Genomic DNA, 19,326 nt, shown 5'->3' on the forward strand with positions numbered 1-19,326 from the left:
TTTTTCACGTAGTCCGCGTGTCCAGGACAGTCAACGTGCGCGTAGTGACGATCGTTTGAATCGTACTCTACGTGTGACGTTGCGATTGTAATACCACGCTCACGTTCTTCTGGAGCGTTATCGATGTTAGCGAAGTCTACCTTCTCACCACCGAATACTTCTGCACATACACGAGTAAGTGCTGCTGTTAGTGTTGTTTTGCCGTGGTCAACGTGGCCAATTGTTCCAACGTTAACGTGCGGCTTACTTCTTTCAAACTTTTCTTTTGCCATCCGAACATCTCCTATAGAATCGCTCGATGAGTGACATTGCGCCGCAATGAGCGCAGACCACGCAAAACTGTATATGGAGCTCATAACCGGAATTGAACCGGTGACCTCTACCTTACCAAGGTAGTGCTCTACCGACTGAGCTATATGAGCGCTTGTATAATTAAATGGAGCGGGTAGAGGGAATCGAACCCTCGTCATCAGCTTGGAAGGCTGAGGTAATAGCCACTATACGATACCCGCCACAAAAAAATTGGTGGAGGGGGGTGGATTCGAACCACCGAAGCTTTCGCGTCAGATTTACAGTCTGATCCCTTTGGCCGCTCGGGAACCCCTCCAAAAGCGAGAATCTAAAGACCCTCTTTACCTCAAAAAGAATGGAGCTGGTGGACGGAATCGAACCCCCGACCTACGCATTACAAGTGCGTTGCTCTACCGACTGAGCTACACCAGCTAAATCACCCCTGTTTCGAGAGGCCGCTATACTAAGTGAAAGAATTTTCGGATGCAACAGTTTTACAAAAAAAATCTCTACTTTTTATAACCATACCCAAAGACTGAGCTATCTGACTGATTTTTATACGATTTCTAGAGTTATCAGACAACCAAACCTGTACCCACCAGACACTTTCGAAGTCGAAGATATTGCGAATTGATGTCATATAGCCTTTGTCGCGCATATAACCCTGCATACGCTGTGCAGAATCAATATTTTCAAACACACCAACAGACAATGCACCATACAAACCTTGCGCAGTAATAATAAAATTATCGATCCCTTTATCATTAAATTCTTTTTGCTTTTTCAGGGATTCGGCATAGCTTTCGAACGGCCCGTAATACACCCAGTATCTTGGAGCCACCTCCTCTTGCCTTTCAATTAAGTCTGATCGAACACCTGCATCAGACAATGCTACTAAAAAATCACGCGCTTCTTGCTGGTCACTCAAAGGCCCTAACAACAAACAGCCCCTACCCGACTCAGAGATTCCTATTCGCTCTACCCCGTCCCCTACAGCATATTTCACAACCGGCTGATAAGAACCTCTCACCTCTGACCACTGCCATAAAGCGAACACGACATTCACGGTAAACAAAAGAAGGACAATCTTCACAATCCCACACCTTGTTTTTGCGCTAAAGCGAGACCGTCGAGAACCAGATCAGGAACGGACACAGCGCAATCTAACGACACAGACTCTGAAACCAAATCCGCATCACCTCCAGTTATAACAAGACGATACTTTGACTCAACAGCCATACGCTCTATTTTCTTTATAAGCTCTGAAAACATAAGCGAAACACCACCATTCACACAACGTAAAGTTGATAAGCCTTCACAATCACTATTGGCATAGCCATCTTCAATTTTTGAGGTCTGCCCTAACAGAGAATTTCGGAGCATAGAGTAGCCTGGCGCAATATACCCATCGACCTGCTTCCCATCACAGTTCACAACATCAACAGTTAAAGCACTTCCGGCATCGACAACCACGACACCCTTATAGTCCGATAAGCACTTTGAGTAAGCCGCAAGCATCGCAAGACATCGATCGACACCTTGATGCTCTGGAATTTTATAGCCAAATTCGACTTCACCCATACGCTTTACGGAGCGAGCTATATATATAGAAGACACATTAAAACGGCACTTTAATGAATTAATGAGATCTTCGAGCGATCGATTACCGGCAACCGAAGTTACCTGAACCGAGAGATCCTCATCATTTGGCAACTGTTGGCATAGCACATCTAACAGATTCTCTTGCAACTCTGCGCCGCGACCAAATACCCTATCACCATCAAACACTCGCCATTTAGCTCTAGTATTCCCAACGTCTAATTGCAGAATCATATTGGACGCACACTCACTTCACCTGAATGAAACACCTTCACTCCATCATCTACCTTTAACTGCAATCCGCCCTGCAAATCAACACCTAAAGCAACGCCCTCTACATCAGGCCCAATCACTTTCACTGAACGATTTTTTAGCGCATCAAACTTTCCATACTCATCGACATATGCCTCAAACCCTTTTTCTCTAAAAATCGACATATTATTCAGCAGGCTCTCCAATAACCGACCCGCCAATTCATTTCTTTCAACGTCTACATGCTGAGCGATCGCAGTCCAAGGCTGATCAATTTGACTTGCCTGACGTTCACTCATGCTCACATTCATTCCTATACCAATGGTTACCAGCCAGCTACCGGTAGCCTCGCCGGATAGCTCAATCAATATTCCTGCCGCTTTCTTGTCACTAATCCAAATATCATTCGGCCATTTCAAACCAACATCAGTGACATTCAATCCTTTCAACACTTGCGCCAATGCAATCCCAACAACAATACTCAGACCTTGAAGCGCCGCAGGCCCTTTAAACCATTCGAAGCACACGCTGAAATATAGATTCTGTCCAAAAGGACTCACCCAATCTCGGCCACGTCGGCCACGCCCAGCACTCTGCTGCTCAGAAAATAAAACACGATAAGGAAGATTGGCCGAAATCGAATGGACGTCAGTATTAGTGGAGGCACAGGTATCCACGACTTCAATCTGAGCGTCTGCATGATGACTATCAGACACAAAATTTAAGATCTTACTTTTATCCAGCAAATCTATCGGCGAAAGAAGACGGTACCCCTTGCCACGATGACTTTCATAATCAAGGCCCAGACCCTCAAGCCCCTCAAGAGCCTTCCAAATTGCCGTACGACTGACACCAAAACGCTCACCTAACTCTGAACCAGAGTGAAACTCACCATCTGCAAGCACTGAAATTAAATTTGAAAGGTGCATTAGATATCTCATCAAGGAATAAGGATGAGAATTATAACGAGGAAAATTTTAGCGGTGCAATGTAAGTCAGACGTTAATCTAACGGAGTCATTGTGATATCACTCGTGATATCAACATTCTGCAATTTTAAACCATGCAATAAGGTAGCTGACTGCCCAGATGAATGAACTAGATCAACAGACCCGAAATCCAACTCTTTAAGTTGGGTTCGGGTACGTAAAGCAAGACCAACAGGCAAACTATCCCAATCCTCTGGTGTCAAATCTGCCGGTGCAACATATCGGTACGTCCCATCGGGATTCATCACCTTTACATCACCTTTATTACCTACAACACCATTGCTGTCAGCACCATCTGACTTTTTACGCACATACGCTGACGCAACATCAATATTCTGATCGGTTCGTAAACCAAATGAATCTGTTACACCGTCACCATCATTGGTCGTAAAGTTATCAAACACCAACTTAATACCAGTGTCATTCACAACACCGGCAGTACCTTCTCCAGAGCGACCAGTCTCCCACGTAAAGCGATTGCGCTTGCCTTCCGCTTCAACGCTATCCTTAAAAAATCTGGCCGATGCAATCGTTAAGCCTTGATCCCCTCTATCAGACCATCGACCACCATCAGATTGACACGACGCGCTATCGCTCCCTTGCCCACCAACACATACAGCCCCAGCTCCGCCTGCGGAAATTGTTCTCTCAGATCCTTGTTCGTATGTCTCCAGCACCATGCGCCCAAAGCTCGCACCAGTTGCCCGATCACCTAATCTAAAGTCTGTGACATCTAGTCGCGACCAACTTTCTGTCTCATAAATTCGCAAACCCTCTTCAGTAACGTCAAGAAGCATGTCACGAAGATGCTTATCCATATCGAGTCCTGCCAACCAGAAACCACTACCATCAGATTCCTTATAAGTAGCCATTAAGCCATCACGCAATTCAATATCTGCATTGATGGTAATACCTTCATCACCAAAACGACCGCCCGGCCCCAAAGTGATATGCCCGTTTAATCGACCACTCAACTCAGGATAAAGCCCCAAACCAAACAACGCACCCGATACACCAGGAATACTATAAGACGTAGATAAATCCTGAGACTTCAGACTCGTACCGTCATCCGAAACACGACCTAAACGAAACCCTTCGGTTCGATAAGCAAAATCTAGATCCTCGAACCCTATTCTCAGACCATCATAAAACTGAGTCGAACCTAGCAAGCCATCCGCAGTGACATCAAGAGTTATATCACCATCTACATACGCCTCTAAGCCGCTATACATCAGGCCAAAACCATTATCGACGTATACCAAATTTGATTCATTATTAGGACTGATTAAACTGAACTGCGTATCCAAACGAAGCCCCTGATATCCAGCGTCGACATTACCACCTGCCTGCAAAACAACTGCATTTGTTCGTGCGACCGAGTCATAGACACCATCGGCTAGCAGTAAGTTCACGCCAAGACTACCCAACGACTTAATAGGTAAAGCACTATCGACTTTGTAAGCATCGATATTAGATTTGGTCTCACCCAGCACAACCGCATCAAAGAACAAAGCCGCTTGCAAACTATCAAAGCCCAGTTGCAATCCACCACCATAATCGCGTGTCGACTCGAGTCCTGCATGACGATCACTCGCTAGCACATCGACAGTTAAATTCGATAGTGCAATCGTGCCCTGACCACCTAACGCGCCGAACCAATATCCGATATCAGACCAATCGGTATCATCACCCCAAGCCAAATCCCAACTAGAAATTGTTGCCTGAGTATCCAAATTAAAGCCTTCTACGCCATCCCGACCACCGGCACCTAGCTGAATAGATTGACTCAACGCTAACTTAGACCAAAGACTTCCGTAACTCGGCAGCAATACTCCGCTATCTACATCGTTAGACACACCATTATTGTTGGCATTAGTGCTTAATCGTATGGCATCAGCACGCAATTCAAGATCCACTTGAGATGCTACGTACTCGAATTTTCCAGAGGTAGGGTTATAAGCCAACGTGGCATCCGGCGCGATATAGTCAATGCTCATACCGTCTAAAAAGAATTCATTTCCGTTTGTTCTATAACCAAGACGCCCATTCGTTAAACTAAAGGCCGTATCAATAACGTAAGCTGTGGCGTTAGAACTAATCTCTGTTAAACCATCCAATTCAAAATCTAAATACAACCCACCTAAACTTGGGGTACCCAATAGATTAGAACCAACACTGTCGCCAGCCTCTTCAATGAATCGAATATCTTGAATCTCAACACGCGCTTGATTACCTACCGGAGAGAAGGTAGAACCATCCCATTCAAGCGAATCCGTTGTGTAATCAAGTGACAGCGTTCCATCTTCCAAGATGTCGACAAGAATCTGCATCTTAAGAAAATCATCACTTCCTCCAGAACCACCAATACGCAAACCCTCAAAAGCTATACCATTACCGTCATCGAAGTAAGCAAACTCTTGAATCGTGGTATTACTCTCTAGATTTAATGTGATACCTGACTGCCCACTAACTCCCGACAAGAAGTCATCTTCTAAAGCTTGCATTTCGGCATAGGCAGGCACCGCTAATGAGAGGGCAAGCATTAAAAAAGTAAAGGGGGATAAGGTTACTATGCGCATGGTTTAATCCGTTGGAAACACTAACAAATTACCTTTTAGTGTCGCTTCACCACTCATTTCAACCCCGTAAAGGTCGAGCTGCTGAAACCCCGGATCAGACGGGCGCTCCGTTGCACTACCCGCTAAAGTAAACTGGAAGTCATCAAACCGAATTGTTCCCGGCAAACCAATCTCTAGTACTTCACGATTGAATAAAGCACCATCACCACCAAATCCAGAATCAATATCACGAATCTTCATAGTGAGCCCTTCAAAGGCAATACCGCCTCGAAGGTTGTCAATCACAAACCAGCCACCATCCTGCTCTGTTTGCAAGGCAATACGCGCCCCACACGATTTAGTCGCGTCGGTGCACGCACCAAAATAATTATCAGAAAGCGGACCACCGTTCTCGTTAATCGAGATGTCACCACTTAGGTACACTCCACTTTGTCCAGTGACTTCGGACAAGTCGCCATCATCAATAGACTTCATTTCTGCCATAACGGGGAAGCAAGCAGTCGTGAATACAAACAGTAGTGTTCTAGAAAGAATTATCATGGCGTCAAATCCCTAAAACGAACATCTAGGTGTTGAATAAGCATGCCCTCGATTTTAGCCGAGCCAAGGCTTGTACCACCTATTTCTATATCACCAACATAAATATCGGAACGATAGTCTTGATTGGAGTAGTAGTCTTCATAAAAAGCGTACGCGATATCGCCCTGCGCAGAACCATCAGATGCCCCACTCACAGGGTCAATGTTCGCAAGATAGTTCGTCGTCATTTGATCAATCTGAAAACTAAAACCACCAGTCGTATTATCTACACCGATATAAAGAGGCTGAAAGGTATTCCCTAACGCTAGCTCTAGTTTGAAATCGCTCATTTTAATCTTGGATGTGCACGCAGAACTCGCGACCGCACAGGTAGAGATTTCAAGCGCTGGCGTATAAAAGTTCAAACGATACTCTGCAGCCATACGTGAATCTTCTCCCCAAAGACGCAAATATGAACCATCAAATACCGCGCTGTGCGCATGCATGTTCAAGTGAGTTTGCGCCTGCCCGGCAACATTCACTTCCAACTCAAAACCAATATCTGGTCGCTCTCCCGCCTCGAAATCAACGGAAGCAGGTCGACTCGCACATGTTCCCGAGCCTTGCGCCGCGCTAGGATCCAAACAGTCATAACCAAGTGTTGAGTCAACCATTCTTGGCGCCGCAATCTCCAACACACCTTTGCCCGGCAACCCAATATCATTGCCATCAAGCAAATCTATTTCATAGGGATTATCTAGGCGACCTAAATTCACGCCTTCTATCACATCGCCATACTCACTTCCTGCTCGGGCGATGTACATTTGATTCACATTAATATTGACCGGATTACCATCAGAGTCGGTGATGCCGGTAATCCGAAAAACGTTACCTTGAGAAGAGTCATTACCGTGGCTAAACGCAAAGTCTTCCATCACAAACCCGATACCAGCACCATCTACTTCTGATAAATCATTATCAGAAAGCGCTGCCAATTCAGAATGCACAGGAAGGGCAATAGCACCCAGCGCGATAAACGCAGCATTCTGAATAATCGATGGGAAAATTGAGCGCCATTGGTATGACATATTGAGGCAATGCGTCCTGTTTAAGAAATAAACCAACATTATATGGAGAGATGAATTTAAACATGTGAAGCAGGACGAAACTTCACAGTCGTTCACAAATCAAGCAGTCAAGACGTGAGCTAGAACAATATTCTAGCCTTGCTGCAAGAGATTTCTCAGGTCAATGACTGCGGCGCTTGCTCTAGAAATATAAGATGACATCGTTAAAGAGTGATTCGCCAACACACCAAACCCCGAGCCATTTAGAATCATCGGACTCCAAATCGTATTCTGAGTCGCCTCCAAATCCAAACGAATTTGGCGCAGGCTAATCAAAGCATTTTTATCGCCAAGCACTTTTGCAAAGTCGTGTTCCATAGCACGTAAAATCACAATCAACGCCCAAGCTGTGCCGCGCGCCTCGTAAAATACGTTATCGATGTCAAACCAAGATGTTTTTGACTCTTTAAAGCCTTCACCCGAGGTACTTTGCTCAGCAGAATAATCTCCGGCAAGCCCCAGATCCAAACTCGGGCGCCCCACACTTTCGCTCAAACGCCTAGACAACCCCCCAAGTCTATTCTCAACTTCTGACAACCAAGCGCTTAAATTATCGGCACGCGCATAAAACTGTGCATTAGGAGTTGATTCATCCGCTAAGCGTTTGAGATAGTTTTCAACAGCTGCTACACCTGTGCGATATTCAGATTCTGAAGCCGGGAGAATCCAACTACGATTATCAAAGTGAAACTGCGGCTCTGCTAACTTAAGACTTGCATCCTCTTGGGACTGACTTTGCGAGCGACTAAAGTCTTTTCTCATCACCCTAGATAAATCTCGTATTTGAACAAGAACCCCAAACTCCCAGCTAGGCATATTGTCCAGAAACACGCCCGGCAGGAATAAATCGTTTGATAAATATCCTCCAGGCTTTTCGAGCAAAGTATCAGACAACTCAATAAGACTCGCAGTTGTTGCCACACCAATGGGCGCATCAGAGAGCGTGACTCCCGCTCTTTGCTCTACAACCAATGCTAAGTCCGGAACATCAGGTTCAGAACTCCACCAAAAGCCGAGCACCACTACGACAAGCAAATAAATCGGAACAAGTAGCAATAAACCCTTTTGTTTATTCATGTAAGAGACTCTCTTTCTAGAATTGAGCCTGTGACGGCTTACAAATTTGATAGCCAGTCGCAGCATCAACACCTAAATCTTTTAAAACAGCCAACTCAGCTGCGCTTTCGACACCTATGGCAACAACCTGAATATTTTGGCTATGCGCGATTTGTACGACCGAGCGCAAGAAAAACTGATTTTCTTGGTTCTCGTGAATATCCCTAATAAAACTCGTGTCTATTTTTATCGAACGGACTCGAACACGCTTTAAATACGTAAATGGAATAGATGAAACACCAAAACGATCAATACAGAGCCCGAAGCCCCAAGAATCACCTAGCTCACAGAGCTTAAGAAGTATCTCTTCGCCAAAACCTAAAGCATGCTCAGGAACTTCAAAGGTCACCCGATGAAGAATAGACTGATTTTGTCGAAGATGCTCTATCAACCACTCCATGAAAATAGTATCAGCAATGGCTGCTTCAGAAAGAGCGATGTTGTAGTGCATCGATTGATCACTATCGCTCTTATTCAAAGCCGCAAATACGGCTTCGACAATCATTTCATCGAACCTAACCATTAAGCCAAAACGCTTAGCCATCGGCAAAAACGTCGACGCAACAATCATCTCGCCATCTAACTCAATACGCGAAAGTAACTGCTTATGACTAATCGAGTCATCAACCAAACTCTGTACCGGCTGTTCATGCAATACAAGCGCATTATTCTGCAATACATCCTGTAAAATAGATTGCCAATGGTTGGCTTGCCTAACTTCTTGAGAAACGCCATCTTCTTCTAAATCAACGTAACGCTGCCAGCCCGAAATTCCTTTAGACTGAGCTTGTCGCAACGCCATATCCGCTTTCGATAACAAACCCGATACCGTTTCAGCATCGCTCACTTCCGCCACACCAACATTCACCCAGTCATCTTTCAGACCTTGACGTAAGACCGGAATAGATTGAATTTTAGAAAGAAGTTTCTGGGCGTAGGTTTCAGCACAATCAACACTAACACCCGATAAAAACACACTAAATTGCGCACCAGATCTTCTTGAACAATATGCGCCACGATATTCGGCAGAAAGTTCTTTTAGTAGCTTAGAAATCTCCTGCAATAACTCATCGCCCGTCTGACGCCCGTGAGACAGATTAATAGACTCAAAGTCATTTAACATGACTAAGACTAACTCCCCCACGCCTGTCACAGAACGACCAACTAAGTCAGACTTCAAACGCGCATCAAAGCCTTCTCTGTTAAACAATCCCGTCAAATCATCTAATCGTGATAAATCCCGGAGCCTTTCGATATCATCGATTTGCTCATCGAATACTTTTTTCAAGCTCTGAGCCATATCGTTGATTGAACGCGCAACGGAGTCCAATTCACGCGTTGGAGGTAATTCAAGGGGCTGTTCAAAAAATCGGTTAGCAATGCGCTGCGCTTGTTGCTCGAGCTGCACTAGCGGTGCCAATAAATAACGAAGCAAGCTGTAAAGTAATAAAAGCCCAACAATCAATAAGCCTGCAAATAAGATCAATTGAACAACAAAACGCTCCCATAATTTGTCGATTGCGAGCGCGGAATTAGAAACGACCTTCAAACTTCCCAGCCTTTGCCAGCCAGACATCACCTCCGCATCGCCGCTTTGCACCTGCAAATCGATCATGCCCACAAACCAGAGTGGCGCTTTGGTTTGTTCTACGTCCAGCATTCGTTCAACGACTTCATCAGATGCATTAATTCGTAAAACAATTGACTGGTAATCGCCACTATCGAACATGGCATCAATGAGCCTTTCTCGGCCAACACCACTATCTTGCTCATTAATAGATGACAAGCCTATTCCCAAAAATGTCGCTGCTTCTTGCGAATGTTTTGCTAACTGTTCTTGGACGTAATGCTTACTGGCAGAAAAACTGAATATAGCGCTAAGGGCAATCATCGCCACGAACAATAGCCCGACAGAGATAAGAACAAGCTGTTTAAGAGTCCGTTTTTTATTTGTTATTTGCATATCCATCACAGAGTCACACAGACGATTCAGTTCGCAATTTCATATGTTCACGTAGACAGATATGAAATGTGGGCAATAATAACTTCTAGAGACTAACAAATTTTAGAAGCCTAGCAAGACAATTGTTTCATGCTGGGATCAGGTTAATAAAACTATGGCAGAACCCGCACTTCGCGAGCAGTTGAGTAGCTATATCGCGCGAAGAGTCAGCTCGCACGCAGAGGCGGCGGTTGAACTATATGAACAGTGTTCGAAGAATGAATGGCGCAATACAAGCAAAAATCGCACATTGCTGGATACATCAGAAAAACTCAGCAAGTTGTCGAACAAGCTACCCCACAAACCTTTCTCTGAACAAGCACAGAAAATCAGCTCTTTATTGAAGCTCGGTCAAATTGAAGAATGCCCATCACACAAAGCACAAGAGGGCATGAAAGAAGCAATTAGCTTGATAGAAGAACAGCTAAAAATAGAAGTCGAATTACTTCTCGAACCAAACACTACTCAAATCAAGCAAGTGTTACTTGCGGTTAGCTCAAGCAAAAACGAGGCGCTACAAAGCGCCATATTAGGCGATATACCGATACTCTCATTTTCGATGGAAAATGTGAATGCTGGAACCTGCACAATTATCGATGTCGATTTTAAAGGAAAAGGCAAAGGCGTCAGTCTCGCCAAGAGAATATTGCAAGCCAATCCGCATAGCAAAGTAATCTTCTTCTCTGATAACAAGATGTCATTTGAAACAAAGCTAAATGCAATTAGAGCTGGCGGCCATTTTTTCATCGATGAAAACTTAACGTCTAAGTCACTAAAAGAAGCTCTTAATACTGCTTTTCATATCGACATTGACCCCAAAACAAGAATTCTGGCGCTTGATGATTCTCCATCTCAATTAAAGCATCTTGAAAATGTGCTAGGAAATGCTGGCTTTATGTGTACAGCGATTAGCCAGCCCGAACTTTTACTCGATGCTATCGAAACGAATCAACCAGACTTGCTTTTACTAGATGTTATTCTCCCCAAGTGCACAGGGGTTGAGCTTGCGAGATTAGTACGCCAGCACACTCAATGGCGCAACATCCCTATTATTTTCCTTTCCGCAGAGGAAGACCCGAACGTACACCTAAACTCTCAAGAGTTAAGCACCACTCCATTTCTCACCAAACCAACTGATCAATCTAAGTTAGTAAATGCTATAAAACAGCAATTATCTGACAAGCAATCTCACGCAAAATAAGCAAAACTAGCCCGTAAATTTGCTAAATTCGCTGCTATCTTGCAGGAATAGTTTGCGAAGTTGCACAGCGAGCACTAGAATTGGCGCATCATTAGCTTTGCTTAAAAAAGAGTGCTCTTCATGCCAACAATTCTTATTCTAAATGGCCCAAATTTAAATCTCCTAGGGAAGCGAGAACCTGAAATATATGGTTCAGAAACACTAGAAGATATTGTTTCCAGAACAAACGCTATTGCAGAACAACATCAAGCAACGATTGAGCACTTCCAAAGCAATGCAGAACACGAGCTAATTGATCGCATTCATGCAGTCAGAAATTCAGACGTAATTGCCATTGTGATCAATCCTGGTGCCTTTACACATACAAGCGTTGCTCTACGTGATGCTCTGTTAGCAAGCGACTTACCGTTTTATGAAGTACATATCTCAAACGTTCATGCACGTGAGAGTTTTCGGCACCATTCCTACTTTTCAGATAAAGCGATTGCCGTTATTTGCGGCTTAGGTACGCACGGTTACGATGCGGCAGTAGAAGCCGCTATTCGCGCATCGCAATAGCAAAGAATTCAAGAGAGTTTATTTATGGATATCCGTAAAATTAAAAAGTTAATCGAGTTAATTGAAGACTCAGATGTCGAGCAACTCGAAATCAAAGAAGGCGAAGAGTCCATCAAGATCACCCGCCGCAACCCAAATGCGCCTGCAGTCGTTGCAAGCCCTGCACCAGTCATTGCTGCGCCAGCTCCTGTAGCTGCAGCTCCAGCGGCACCAGCGAGCACCCCTGAAGAGACGCGAACAGCTTTTCCAAGCATTAACTCGCCAATGGTAGGAACCTTTTATAGAAGCCCTTCTCCTGAGGCGCCTCCATTTGTACAAGTAGGTCAGCAAGTTAAAACTGGCGATGTGCTGTGCATTGTTGAGGCAATGAAAATGATGAACCAAATAGAAGCCGATAGAGATGGAACTATATCAGAAGTATTAGTAGAGAATGGCGCTCCGGTAGAGTTTGACCAACCGCTATTCAGCATCTCATAACGGAAAACTTCACCTTATGCTTAAAAAAGTACTCATCGCAAACCGTGGAGAAATCGCTTTACGGATTTTGCGTGCGTGTAAAGAAATGGGTATCCATAGCGTTGCAGTTCACTCAAAAGTTGATCGCGACCTGATGCACGTTAGGCTTGCCGATGAATCCGTTTGCATTGGCGGAAATCAACCCACGGAAAGCTATCTGAACATTCCAGCGATTATCGCTGCCGCGGAAGTGACTAACGCAGATGCTATTCACCCAGGCTATGGATTCCTTGCTGAAAACCCTGATTTTGCTGAACAAGTTGAGCGCAGTGGTTTTACCTTCATTGGCCCTAGCGCCGATGTTATTCGACTAATGGGTAATAAAGTTTCAGCAATTCAAGCAATGAATCAAGCTGGTGTACCAACGGTTCCAGGCTCTAACGGCCCACTGAGTGACAACACAGCAGACACAATAGCGATCGCAAAATCTATCGGTTTTCCGGTGATGATCAAAGCAGCCTCTGGTGGCGGTGGACGCGGAATGCGCGTTGTCTACGAAGAATCAGAACTAGTTAATTCAATTGCCCTTACCAAGCAAGAGGCAAAAAATGCATTTGGCGATGATACCGTTTACTTAGAAAAATTCCTCGATAGGCCTCGCCATGTGGAGGTCCAAGTACTCGCGGACGGTCAAGGCAAAGCCATTCACCTTGGCGATCGAGACTGCTCTTTGCAGAGACGTCACCAAAAAGTCATTGAAGAAGCACCGGCACCAAATGTCGACGAAACTGCTCGCCAAGAAGTGTTTGATGCCTGCGTTAAAGCATGTATCGATATTAACTACAGAGGCGCAGGTACTTTTGAGTTCTTATATCAAGACGGCAAGTACTATTTCATCGAAATGAATACCCGTATACAGGTAGAACACCCTGTAACGGAAATGATCACCGGCGTGAATCTAGTCAAAGAACAGATGAAGATCGCTGGAGGAAAGTCGCTGACCTACACCCAAGAAGAGATCAAATTTAAAGGCCATGCCTTTGAATGTCGTATTAACGCAGAAGATCCGAAAACATTTATTCCCTGCCCTGGAACGATAAACATGTTTCATGCGCCCGGCGGCATGGGTGTTCGAGTCGACTCACATCTATACAGCGGATATTCCGTTCCACCGTATTACGACTCTCTGATCGCTAAAGTTATCTGCCATAGCGAAGACCGAACATCAGCACTTAATCGCGTACGCAACGCACTTAACGAACTGGTTATCGATGGCATCAAAACAAACGCACCGTTACACCGAGTACTTGCTAACGACGAAGGCTTTATGAATGTTGACTTTAATATTCATTACTTAGAAAAACTCCTTCAGCAAAGATCGGGCGGTTGAACAAGAAATGAACTGGATACAAGTAAAAAGTGAAATTGCCCCGCAACTCATCGAAGCGCTAGAAGAAGGTTTGTTAGCGAGTGGAGCTGTGTCTGTAACGATGCAAGATGGTGCAGACCAACCAATACTCGAGCCGGAGCTCGGCACAATGCCAGTTTGGGACGACACCACTCTCACCGCGCTTTTCGAGCAAGACACCGACATGGAACAAGCCTTAAGCATCGCTAAAGAAGTGTTTCATCATTATCTACCCGATACAGACTTTCCGTCGTTACAAGTCGACATTCTCGAAAATGAAGACTGGACAAGAAAATGGATAGAAAATTTTAAGCCCATATCTTGTGGCAAACGTTTGTGGATATGCCCTAGCTGGTGCGAGCCACCTGAGCCCGACGCAGTAAATCTGATGCTAGACCCGGGTTTAGCATTTGGAACAGGCACGCATCCAACAACATTCTTATGTCTCGAATGGTTAGATGCACAAGATTTAAAAGGCCAAACTGTGATCGATTATGGGTGTGGCTCTGGGATTCTCGGTATCGCAGCGCTACTTCTCGGCGCTTCACGTGTAATTGCTGTCGACAACGATCCTCAAGCACTTATTGCGACGAAAGATAACGCGGAGCGAAATCAATTATCTGCTGACGCTATAGAATGCTACCTACCGGATGATTGTCCAGACATTCATGCAGACGTATTAGTAGCCAATATTCTTGCACAACCACTTTACAGCCTCAGAGAGCATCTTTCGGGACTATGTAAAGCAAATGCGAGCATTGCGCTTTCTGGCATCCTCAGAGAGCAAGCCGAAGATTTATCGCAACATTATGGCACTCACTTTAAAATGCAGGCCGTAAATTACATGGATGACTGGTCGCGCTTGAGCGGAACCAAGAAGGATTAAGATAGTTATAAAAGCTATTACACAGCTTCAGAAAAACGCGCTACACTGCAGATAATAAAGAATTTTTTTACTTTCTGTACAAGGATAAGTTTGCGCATGAGTTCTGAGCAATACACGCGCTGCCCTCACTGTAAGGCAACTTTCGAAGTAAGCGAAAAGCAACTCTCTGCAGCCGCTGGCAAAGTCCGCTGCGGAGCTTGCATGGAAGTATTTGATGCTGTCGCTTACCTAATCCCTCAGAACGGAAATGAAACGCTTAAATCGCAAGATGACACACCAAGCGAAATTCCAACACCAAGCACAGAACACGAATCACATACTCACGAGACCGATGACGAAGAGCTTATCTTTGAAGATTCTGATGACGAGAAAGAGAGCGCAAAGAAACAGTCTTTATTCGATGATTCTCAGCTTAGCGATTCTTTAAAAGAAATTGATAGCTCAGGCGCACACGCATTCTCATCTGAAGCTGCACACCACTCAGAAGTGGCTGATAGCAAAGACGAAGAATGGACAGCCCAGATATTAAAAGACGACACGCCAACGAAGCCTCTTAAGCAAGAACCCAGCTTAGATCTAGAGCCTCAAAAAACATCCCACACTAATGATGAGCTAATAAAACCATCTGCCGACGATGCACCTCAACGCATAGACTTCTATTACGAGGAAGAACAAACCGTTCACAGAGGAAGCTGGTTAAGAAAAAGCGTCATTACACTAGCGTGTCTCGCCTTGACGGCCGTTCTCGCTGCACAGATCGCGTGGTTTCACTATGAACGTCTGGCGCAATATCCTCTAGCAAAACAAGGCTTTCAATTGGCATGTGAAAAACTAGGCTGCAAACTGCCTGAGCTTGTTGATCTTGAAGCCATAAAAAGTAGCAATTTGGTCGTTAGAAGCCACCCTCTCAAGGCAAACACTTTAATCATTGATGTCGTGCTTACTAACACCGCAGACTTTGACCAAGAGTTTCCGCGCCTTGCTATGTACTTTTCGGACATCAACGGCAAAACTATTGCACAACAAATTGTAGAAGCGAAAACATATCTTAATGATGACACTCTTGCTCAGCAGTCTATGCAAAGAGAGAAAGCCATGCACATCTCGCTTGAGGTAGAAGATCCTGGTAAACAAGCAGTGAACTATAAAATTCGTTTCTTCCCTGCCAAGAAGACGAGCGGTTAAACATTTTTAGAACGTTTAGCCGCTCAAATGTCAACCACTCCGCACAAAATATAACCAAAAAAAAGCGCTTGCACCGTCTTTAATCGGACGCAACAGAAGAGTATGATTTGCGTCCTTTTTTGAGCGACACATCGGCAAACGTTTTGGTTAAAATCGGCCCTTACACATTAGCAAATAATTTAGTGCTAGCACCGATGGCCGGTGTCACCGATAGACCCTTTCGTCAATTGTGTCGCCAATATGGTGCGGGACTTGCTGTCTCCGAGATGGTCATCGCAGATCCTAGCTTTTGGAAAACACGCAAATCCAAACATCGCCTTGATCATGAGGGTGAACAAGCGCCAATTTCTGTTCAAATCGCCGGCGGCGACGCTCAGATGCTTGCCGAATCCGCACGACTCAATGCGGAGCAAGGTGCCCAAATTATTGATATCAATATGGGATGCCCTGCAAAGAAAGTGTGTAATAAAGCAGCTGGGTCAGCGTTAATGAAAGATGAAGCACTTGTTAAAGAGATTCTTCATAGCGTAGTGGATGCGGTCGATATTCCAGTCACTCTGAAAATCAGAACAGGCTGGGATACAGGAAATAAGAATGCCCTAACAATCGCTAAAATAGCGCAAGAGGCGGGCATTCAAGCGTTGGCAATACATGGCCGAACTAGAGCTTGCGCATATCGCGGAGAAGCTGAGTACGACACCATAAAACAAGTGAAAGAAAACCTAGCAATTCCGGTGTTTGCTAATGGGGATATTACTTCTCCAGAGAAAGCGAAAGCTGTTCTCGACTACACCGGCGCAGACGGACTTTTAATAGGACGAGCCGCTCAAGGAAAACCTTGGATATTTGAGGAAATAGAGCACTTTTTAAAAACAGGGAAGCATCTTCCGCAGCGAGAGCTTTTGGAGCAACAGGATATTATGTTGCGCCATGTAAGTGCATTGCATTGTTTTTATGGCGACATTATGGGCGTGCGAATTGCCCGAAAACATGTCGCTTGGTATTTTCAAACTCGGATAGATGGTAAAGCGTTCAGAAAGACTTTTAACACTATTGAATCAACACAAGATCAACTTAACGCGATAAGCGAGTATTTTAAGCGATCGAACAACCAAGGAGATGAAGCTGCATGAGTTCTGAGATGCTAGCCGACAACCAAGACATCCAACCATCACAAAACGCCCCATTGCTTGATGGCGGCACAACATTACGTGATGAGGTAGAAAAAGCGCTGAGCAACTATTTTGCTCAACTAGACGGCGCGCCTGTTACAGACGTCTACCAACTCGTACTTTCAGAAGTAGAAGCTCCTCTTCTAGAGCAAGTATTGAAATATACGCGCAACAACCAAACCAAAGCCTCTGTGCTTCTGGGTCTCAACCGAGGCACTCTGCGCAAAAAACTCAAGCAGTACGGTCTACTGTAAACAGCATCAAAACAAGGGCGGGATTTTCTCGCCCTTTTTCGTTTTAAAGACAAGTAAAAAGTGGAAGTAACTATGACAACAAACGCTCGCCCTGTTGCTGTAAAGCGCGCACTAATAAGTGTCTCGGATAAAACAGGCATTGTTGAATTCGCAAAGAACCTAAAAGACCTTGGTGTTGAACTGCTGTCGACCGGCGGTACCTTTAAATTACTTCAAAGCGAAAACATTCCTGTCACAGAGGTTTCAGACTATACAGGCTTTCCTGAAATGATGGATGGTCGCGTAAAAACTCTCCACCCTAAAGTTCATGGTGGAATACTTGGTCGTCGCGGACAAGATGATGAAGTCATGCAGGCACATGATATCGCTGCAATCGATATGGTTGTCGTAAACCTTTACCCATTCGCTGAAACCATCGCGAAACCAGATTGCTCAATGGATGATGCAGTTGAAAATATCGATATTGGCGGACCAACAATGGTTCGTGCAGCAGCGAAAAACCATGCATTCGTCAATATTGTCGTGAATGCTAACGACTACTCTCCCATTATTGAAGAAATGCGTGAAAACGACGGGTGCACATTGTTTGATACGCGATTTGATCTAGCGATCAAAGCATACGAGCACACCGCTTCCTACGACAGTGCGATCGCAAACCATTTCGGTCAACTTGTCTCAGGCGGAACCACAAAACTTCCACGTACAATCAATTTAAATTTCAACAAAGCACAAGATATGCGCTACGGCGAAAACCCGCATCAAGCAAGTGCATTCTACGTTGAAAGCAATATACAAGAAGCCTGTATTTCTAATGCCAAGCAAGTGCAAGGCAAAGAGTTATCATTCAATAACATTGCCGATACAGATGCAGCCCTAGAAACAGTGCGCCTATTCAAAAATCCGGCATGCGTCATTGTCAAACATGCCAACCCTTGTGGCGTGTCAGAGGCAGACAATATTCTTCAAGCATATGAAAATGCCTATGCGACAGACCCAGAGTCAGCGTTTGGTGGCATCATCGCTTTCAACCGCGCTTTGGACGCACAAACTGCGCAAGCAATTGTTGATCGTCAATTTGTCGAAGTGATCATCGCTCCTAGCGCATCAGACGAAGCGGTTGCAGTAATCAGCGCCAAGAAAAATCTTCGTTTACTCGTATGTGGAGAACTCAACACCTCTGCACCAGCAATGGATTATAAGCGCGTCAATGGCGGCATTTTGGTTCAAGAACGTGATTTAGGCATGATCGACTTAGCGCAAGTTAAAATTGTGTCTCGTCGTCAGCCAAGCGAAGAAGAACTCCGCGATGCTCTGTTTACGTGGAAGGTAGCCAAGATGGTTAAATCAAATGCCATCGTGTACGGCAAAGGACTTCAAACCATCGGTGTTGGTGCAGGCCAAATGAGCCGCGTTAACTCTGCTCGTATTGCCGCAATTAAGGCAGAACATGCTGGTTTACAAGTTGCAGGATCGGTCATGGCGTCAGATGCATTCTTCCCGTTTAGAGACGGCATTGATAATGCAGCGGAAGCTGGTGTTGCATGCGTCATACAACCTGGCGGCTCAATGCGTGATGAAGAAGTAATTCAAGCAGCAGACGAGCATGACATGGCGATGATCTTCACCGGCATGAGACACTTTAGACACTAACAAGAAAATATCTGGCACGGGTGCTCTGTTACTAATTTTATTCGCTATAATCCAGAAAATTAGCATTTTATTAGAGTGATCCC

18 protein-coding genes and 4 tRNA genes are annotated in these 19,326 nt (G+C 44.9%); 9 read left to right on the forward strand and 13 right to left on the reverse strand.

The genetic code is table 11. From position 1 onward, the window contains the following. The 13 genes from A3762_RS00005 to A3762_RS00065 all read right to left on the reverse strand — a co-directional run. Nucleotides 1–272: GTP-binding protein (locus tag A3762_RS00005; RefSeq protein ID WP_231878681.1), on the reverse strand; the 272-nt coding region annotated here is incomplete at its 3' end. Between the two features lie 74 nt (nucleotides 273–346). Continuing rightward, nucleotides 347–422: transfer RNA gene (locus A3762_RS00010), tRNA-Thr, on the reverse strand. Nucleotides 423–437: 15 nt separating this feature from the next. Next, nucleotides 438–512 (reverse strand) — tRNA-Gly (locus A3762_RS00015). An 11-nt stretch (nucleotides 513–523) separates the two neighbouring features. Further along, nucleotides 524–607, reverse strand: a tRNA-Tyr gene (locus A3762_RS00020). 40 nt (nucleotides 608–647) lie between these two features. Continuing rightward, a tRNA-Thr gene (locus A3762_RS00025) sits at nucleotides 648–723 on the reverse strand. 31 nt (nucleotides 724–754) lie between these two features. Then, entirely contained in the window at nucleotides 755–1,384 is a 630-nt protein-coding gene (locus A3762_RS00030; protein WP_068753497.1) for an SPOR domain-containing protein, read from the reverse strand. Beyond that, nucleotides 1,381–2,124 (reverse strand): type III pantothenate kinase, encoded by a 744-nt coding sequence (locus A3762_RS00035; protein ID WP_068753499.1) that lies wholly within the window; start codon nucleotides 2,122–2,124, stop codon nucleotides 1,381–1,383. The genes A3762_RS00030 and A3762_RS00035 overlap by 4 nt, the downstream gene beginning before the upstream one ends. Continuing rightward, a complete protein-coding gene (locus A3762_RS00040) occupies nucleotides 2,121–3,071 on the reverse strand; it encodes a biotin--[acetyl-CoA-carboxylase] ligase (protein WP_197468885.1) in 951 nt (316 codons plus the stop codon). Before A3762_RS00040 ends, A3762_RS00035 begins: the two co-directional genes overlap by 4 nt. A 73-nt stretch (nucleotides 3,072–3,144) precedes the next feature. Then, the gene (locus A3762_RS00045; protein WP_068483407.1) at nucleotides 3,145–5,709 is read right to left on the reverse strand and encodes a DUF6160 family protein; all 2,565 of its coding nucleotides are present in this window, start codon (nucleotides 5,707–5,709) and stop codon (nucleotides 3,145–3,147) included. 3 nt (nucleotides 5,710–5,712) lie between these two features. Further along, nucleotides 5,713–6,249: a DUF6160 family protein gene (locus A3762_RS00050; protein ID WP_068483404.1), complete on the reverse strand. Its 537-nt coding sequence runs from the start codon at nucleotides 6,247–6,249 to the stop codon at nucleotides 5,713–5,715. Then, complete coding sequence (locus A3762_RS00055; protein WP_068483401.1) at nucleotides 6,246–7,316, reverse strand: hypothetical protein; 1,071 nt, start codon at nucleotides 7,314–7,316, stop codon at nucleotides 6,246–6,248. The genes A3762_RS00050 and A3762_RS00055 overlap by 4 nt, the downstream gene beginning before the upstream one ends. Nucleotides 7,317–7,448: 132 nt before the next feature. Beyond that, nucleotides 7,449–8,432, reverse strand: coding sequence for a DUF2333 family protein (locus tag A3762_RS00060; RefSeq protein WP_082890123.1), 984 nt, complete (start codon nucleotides 8,430–8,432; stop codon nucleotides 7,449–7,451). A 16-nt stretch (nucleotides 8,433–8,448) separates the two neighbouring features. Beyond that, complete coding sequence (locus A3762_RS00065) at nucleotides 8,449–10,434, reverse strand: EAL domain-containing protein (protein WP_197468886.1); 1,986 nt, start codon at nucleotides 10,432–10,434, stop codon at nucleotides 8,449–8,451. A gap of 154 nt (nucleotides 10,435–10,588) precedes the next feature. Between A3762_RS00065 and A3762_RS00070 the strand changes: the two genes are divergently transcribed. From A3762_RS00070 to purH, 9 genes are all read left to right on the forward strand, one after another. Beyond that, nucleotides 10,589–11,674, forward strand: a complete 1,086-nt coding sequence (locus A3762_RS00070) for a response regulator (RefSeq protein WP_068753501.1) — start codon at nucleotides 10,589–10,591, stop codon at nucleotides 11,672–11,674. A 120-nt stretch (nucleotides 11,675–11,794) separates the two neighbouring features. Further along, complete coding sequence (gene aroQ, locus A3762_RS00075; protein ID WP_068475024.1) at nucleotides 11,795–12,232, forward strand: type II 3-dehydroquinate dehydratase; 438 nt, start codon at nucleotides 11,795–11,797, stop codon at nucleotides 12,230–12,232. 24 nt (nucleotides 12,233–12,256) lie between these two features. Next, nucleotides 12,257–12,709 (forward strand): acetyl-CoA carboxylase biotin carboxyl carrier protein, encoded by a 453-nt coding sequence (accB, locus tag A3762_RS00080; protein ID WP_068753503.1) that lies wholly within the window; start codon nucleotides 12,257–12,259, stop codon nucleotides 12,707–12,709. 16 nt (nucleotides 12,710–12,725) lie between these two features. Continuing rightward, nucleotides 12,726–14,078, forward strand: a complete 1,353-nt coding sequence (gene accC, locus A3762_RS00085) for an acetyl-CoA carboxylase biotin carboxylase subunit (RefSeq protein WP_068483389.1) — start codon at nucleotides 12,726–12,728, stop codon at nucleotides 14,076–14,078. Nucleotides 14,079–14,085: 7 nt separating this feature from the next. Then, the gene (gene prmA, locus A3762_RS00090) at nucleotides 14,086–14,982 is read left to right on the forward strand and encodes a 50S ribosomal protein L11 methyltransferase (RefSeq protein ID WP_068483386.1); all 897 of its coding nucleotides are present in this window, start codon (nucleotides 14,086–14,088) and stop codon (nucleotides 14,980–14,982) included. 96 nt (nucleotides 14,983–15,078) lie between these two features. Next, nucleotides 15,079–16,167: a DUF3426 domain-containing protein gene (locus tag A3762_RS00095; protein WP_068753505.1), complete on the forward strand. Its 1,089-nt coding sequence runs from the start codon at nucleotides 15,079–15,081 to the stop codon at nucleotides 16,165–16,167. Nucleotides 16,168–16,310: 143 nt separating this feature from the next. Beyond that, nucleotides 16,311–17,300, forward strand: coding sequence for a tRNA dihydrouridine synthase DusB (gene dusB / locus A3762_RS00100; RefSeq protein WP_197468889.1), 990 nt, complete (start codon nucleotides 16,311–16,313; stop codon nucleotides 17,298–17,300). Between the two features lie 8 nt (nucleotides 17,301–17,308). Continuing rightward, the gene (gene fis, locus A3762_RS00105) at nucleotides 17,309–17,593 is read left to right on the forward strand and encodes a DNA-binding transcriptional regulator Fis (RefSeq protein WP_369819810.1); all 285 of its coding nucleotides are present in this window, start codon (nucleotides 17,309–17,311) and stop codon (nucleotides 17,591–17,593) included. A 72-nt stretch (nucleotides 17,594–17,665) separates the two neighbouring features. Then, nucleotides 17,666–19,243, forward strand: a complete 1,578-nt coding sequence (purH, locus tag A3762_RS00110; RefSeq protein ID WP_068483383.1) for a bifunctional phosphoribosylaminoimidazolecarboxamide formyltransferase/IMP cyclohydrolase — start codon at nucleotides 17,666–17,668, stop codon at nucleotides 19,241–19,243. Nucleotides 19,244–19,326 lie beyond the last annotated feature (83 nt).

Source organism: Oleiphilus sp. HI0125, assembly GCF_001635355.1.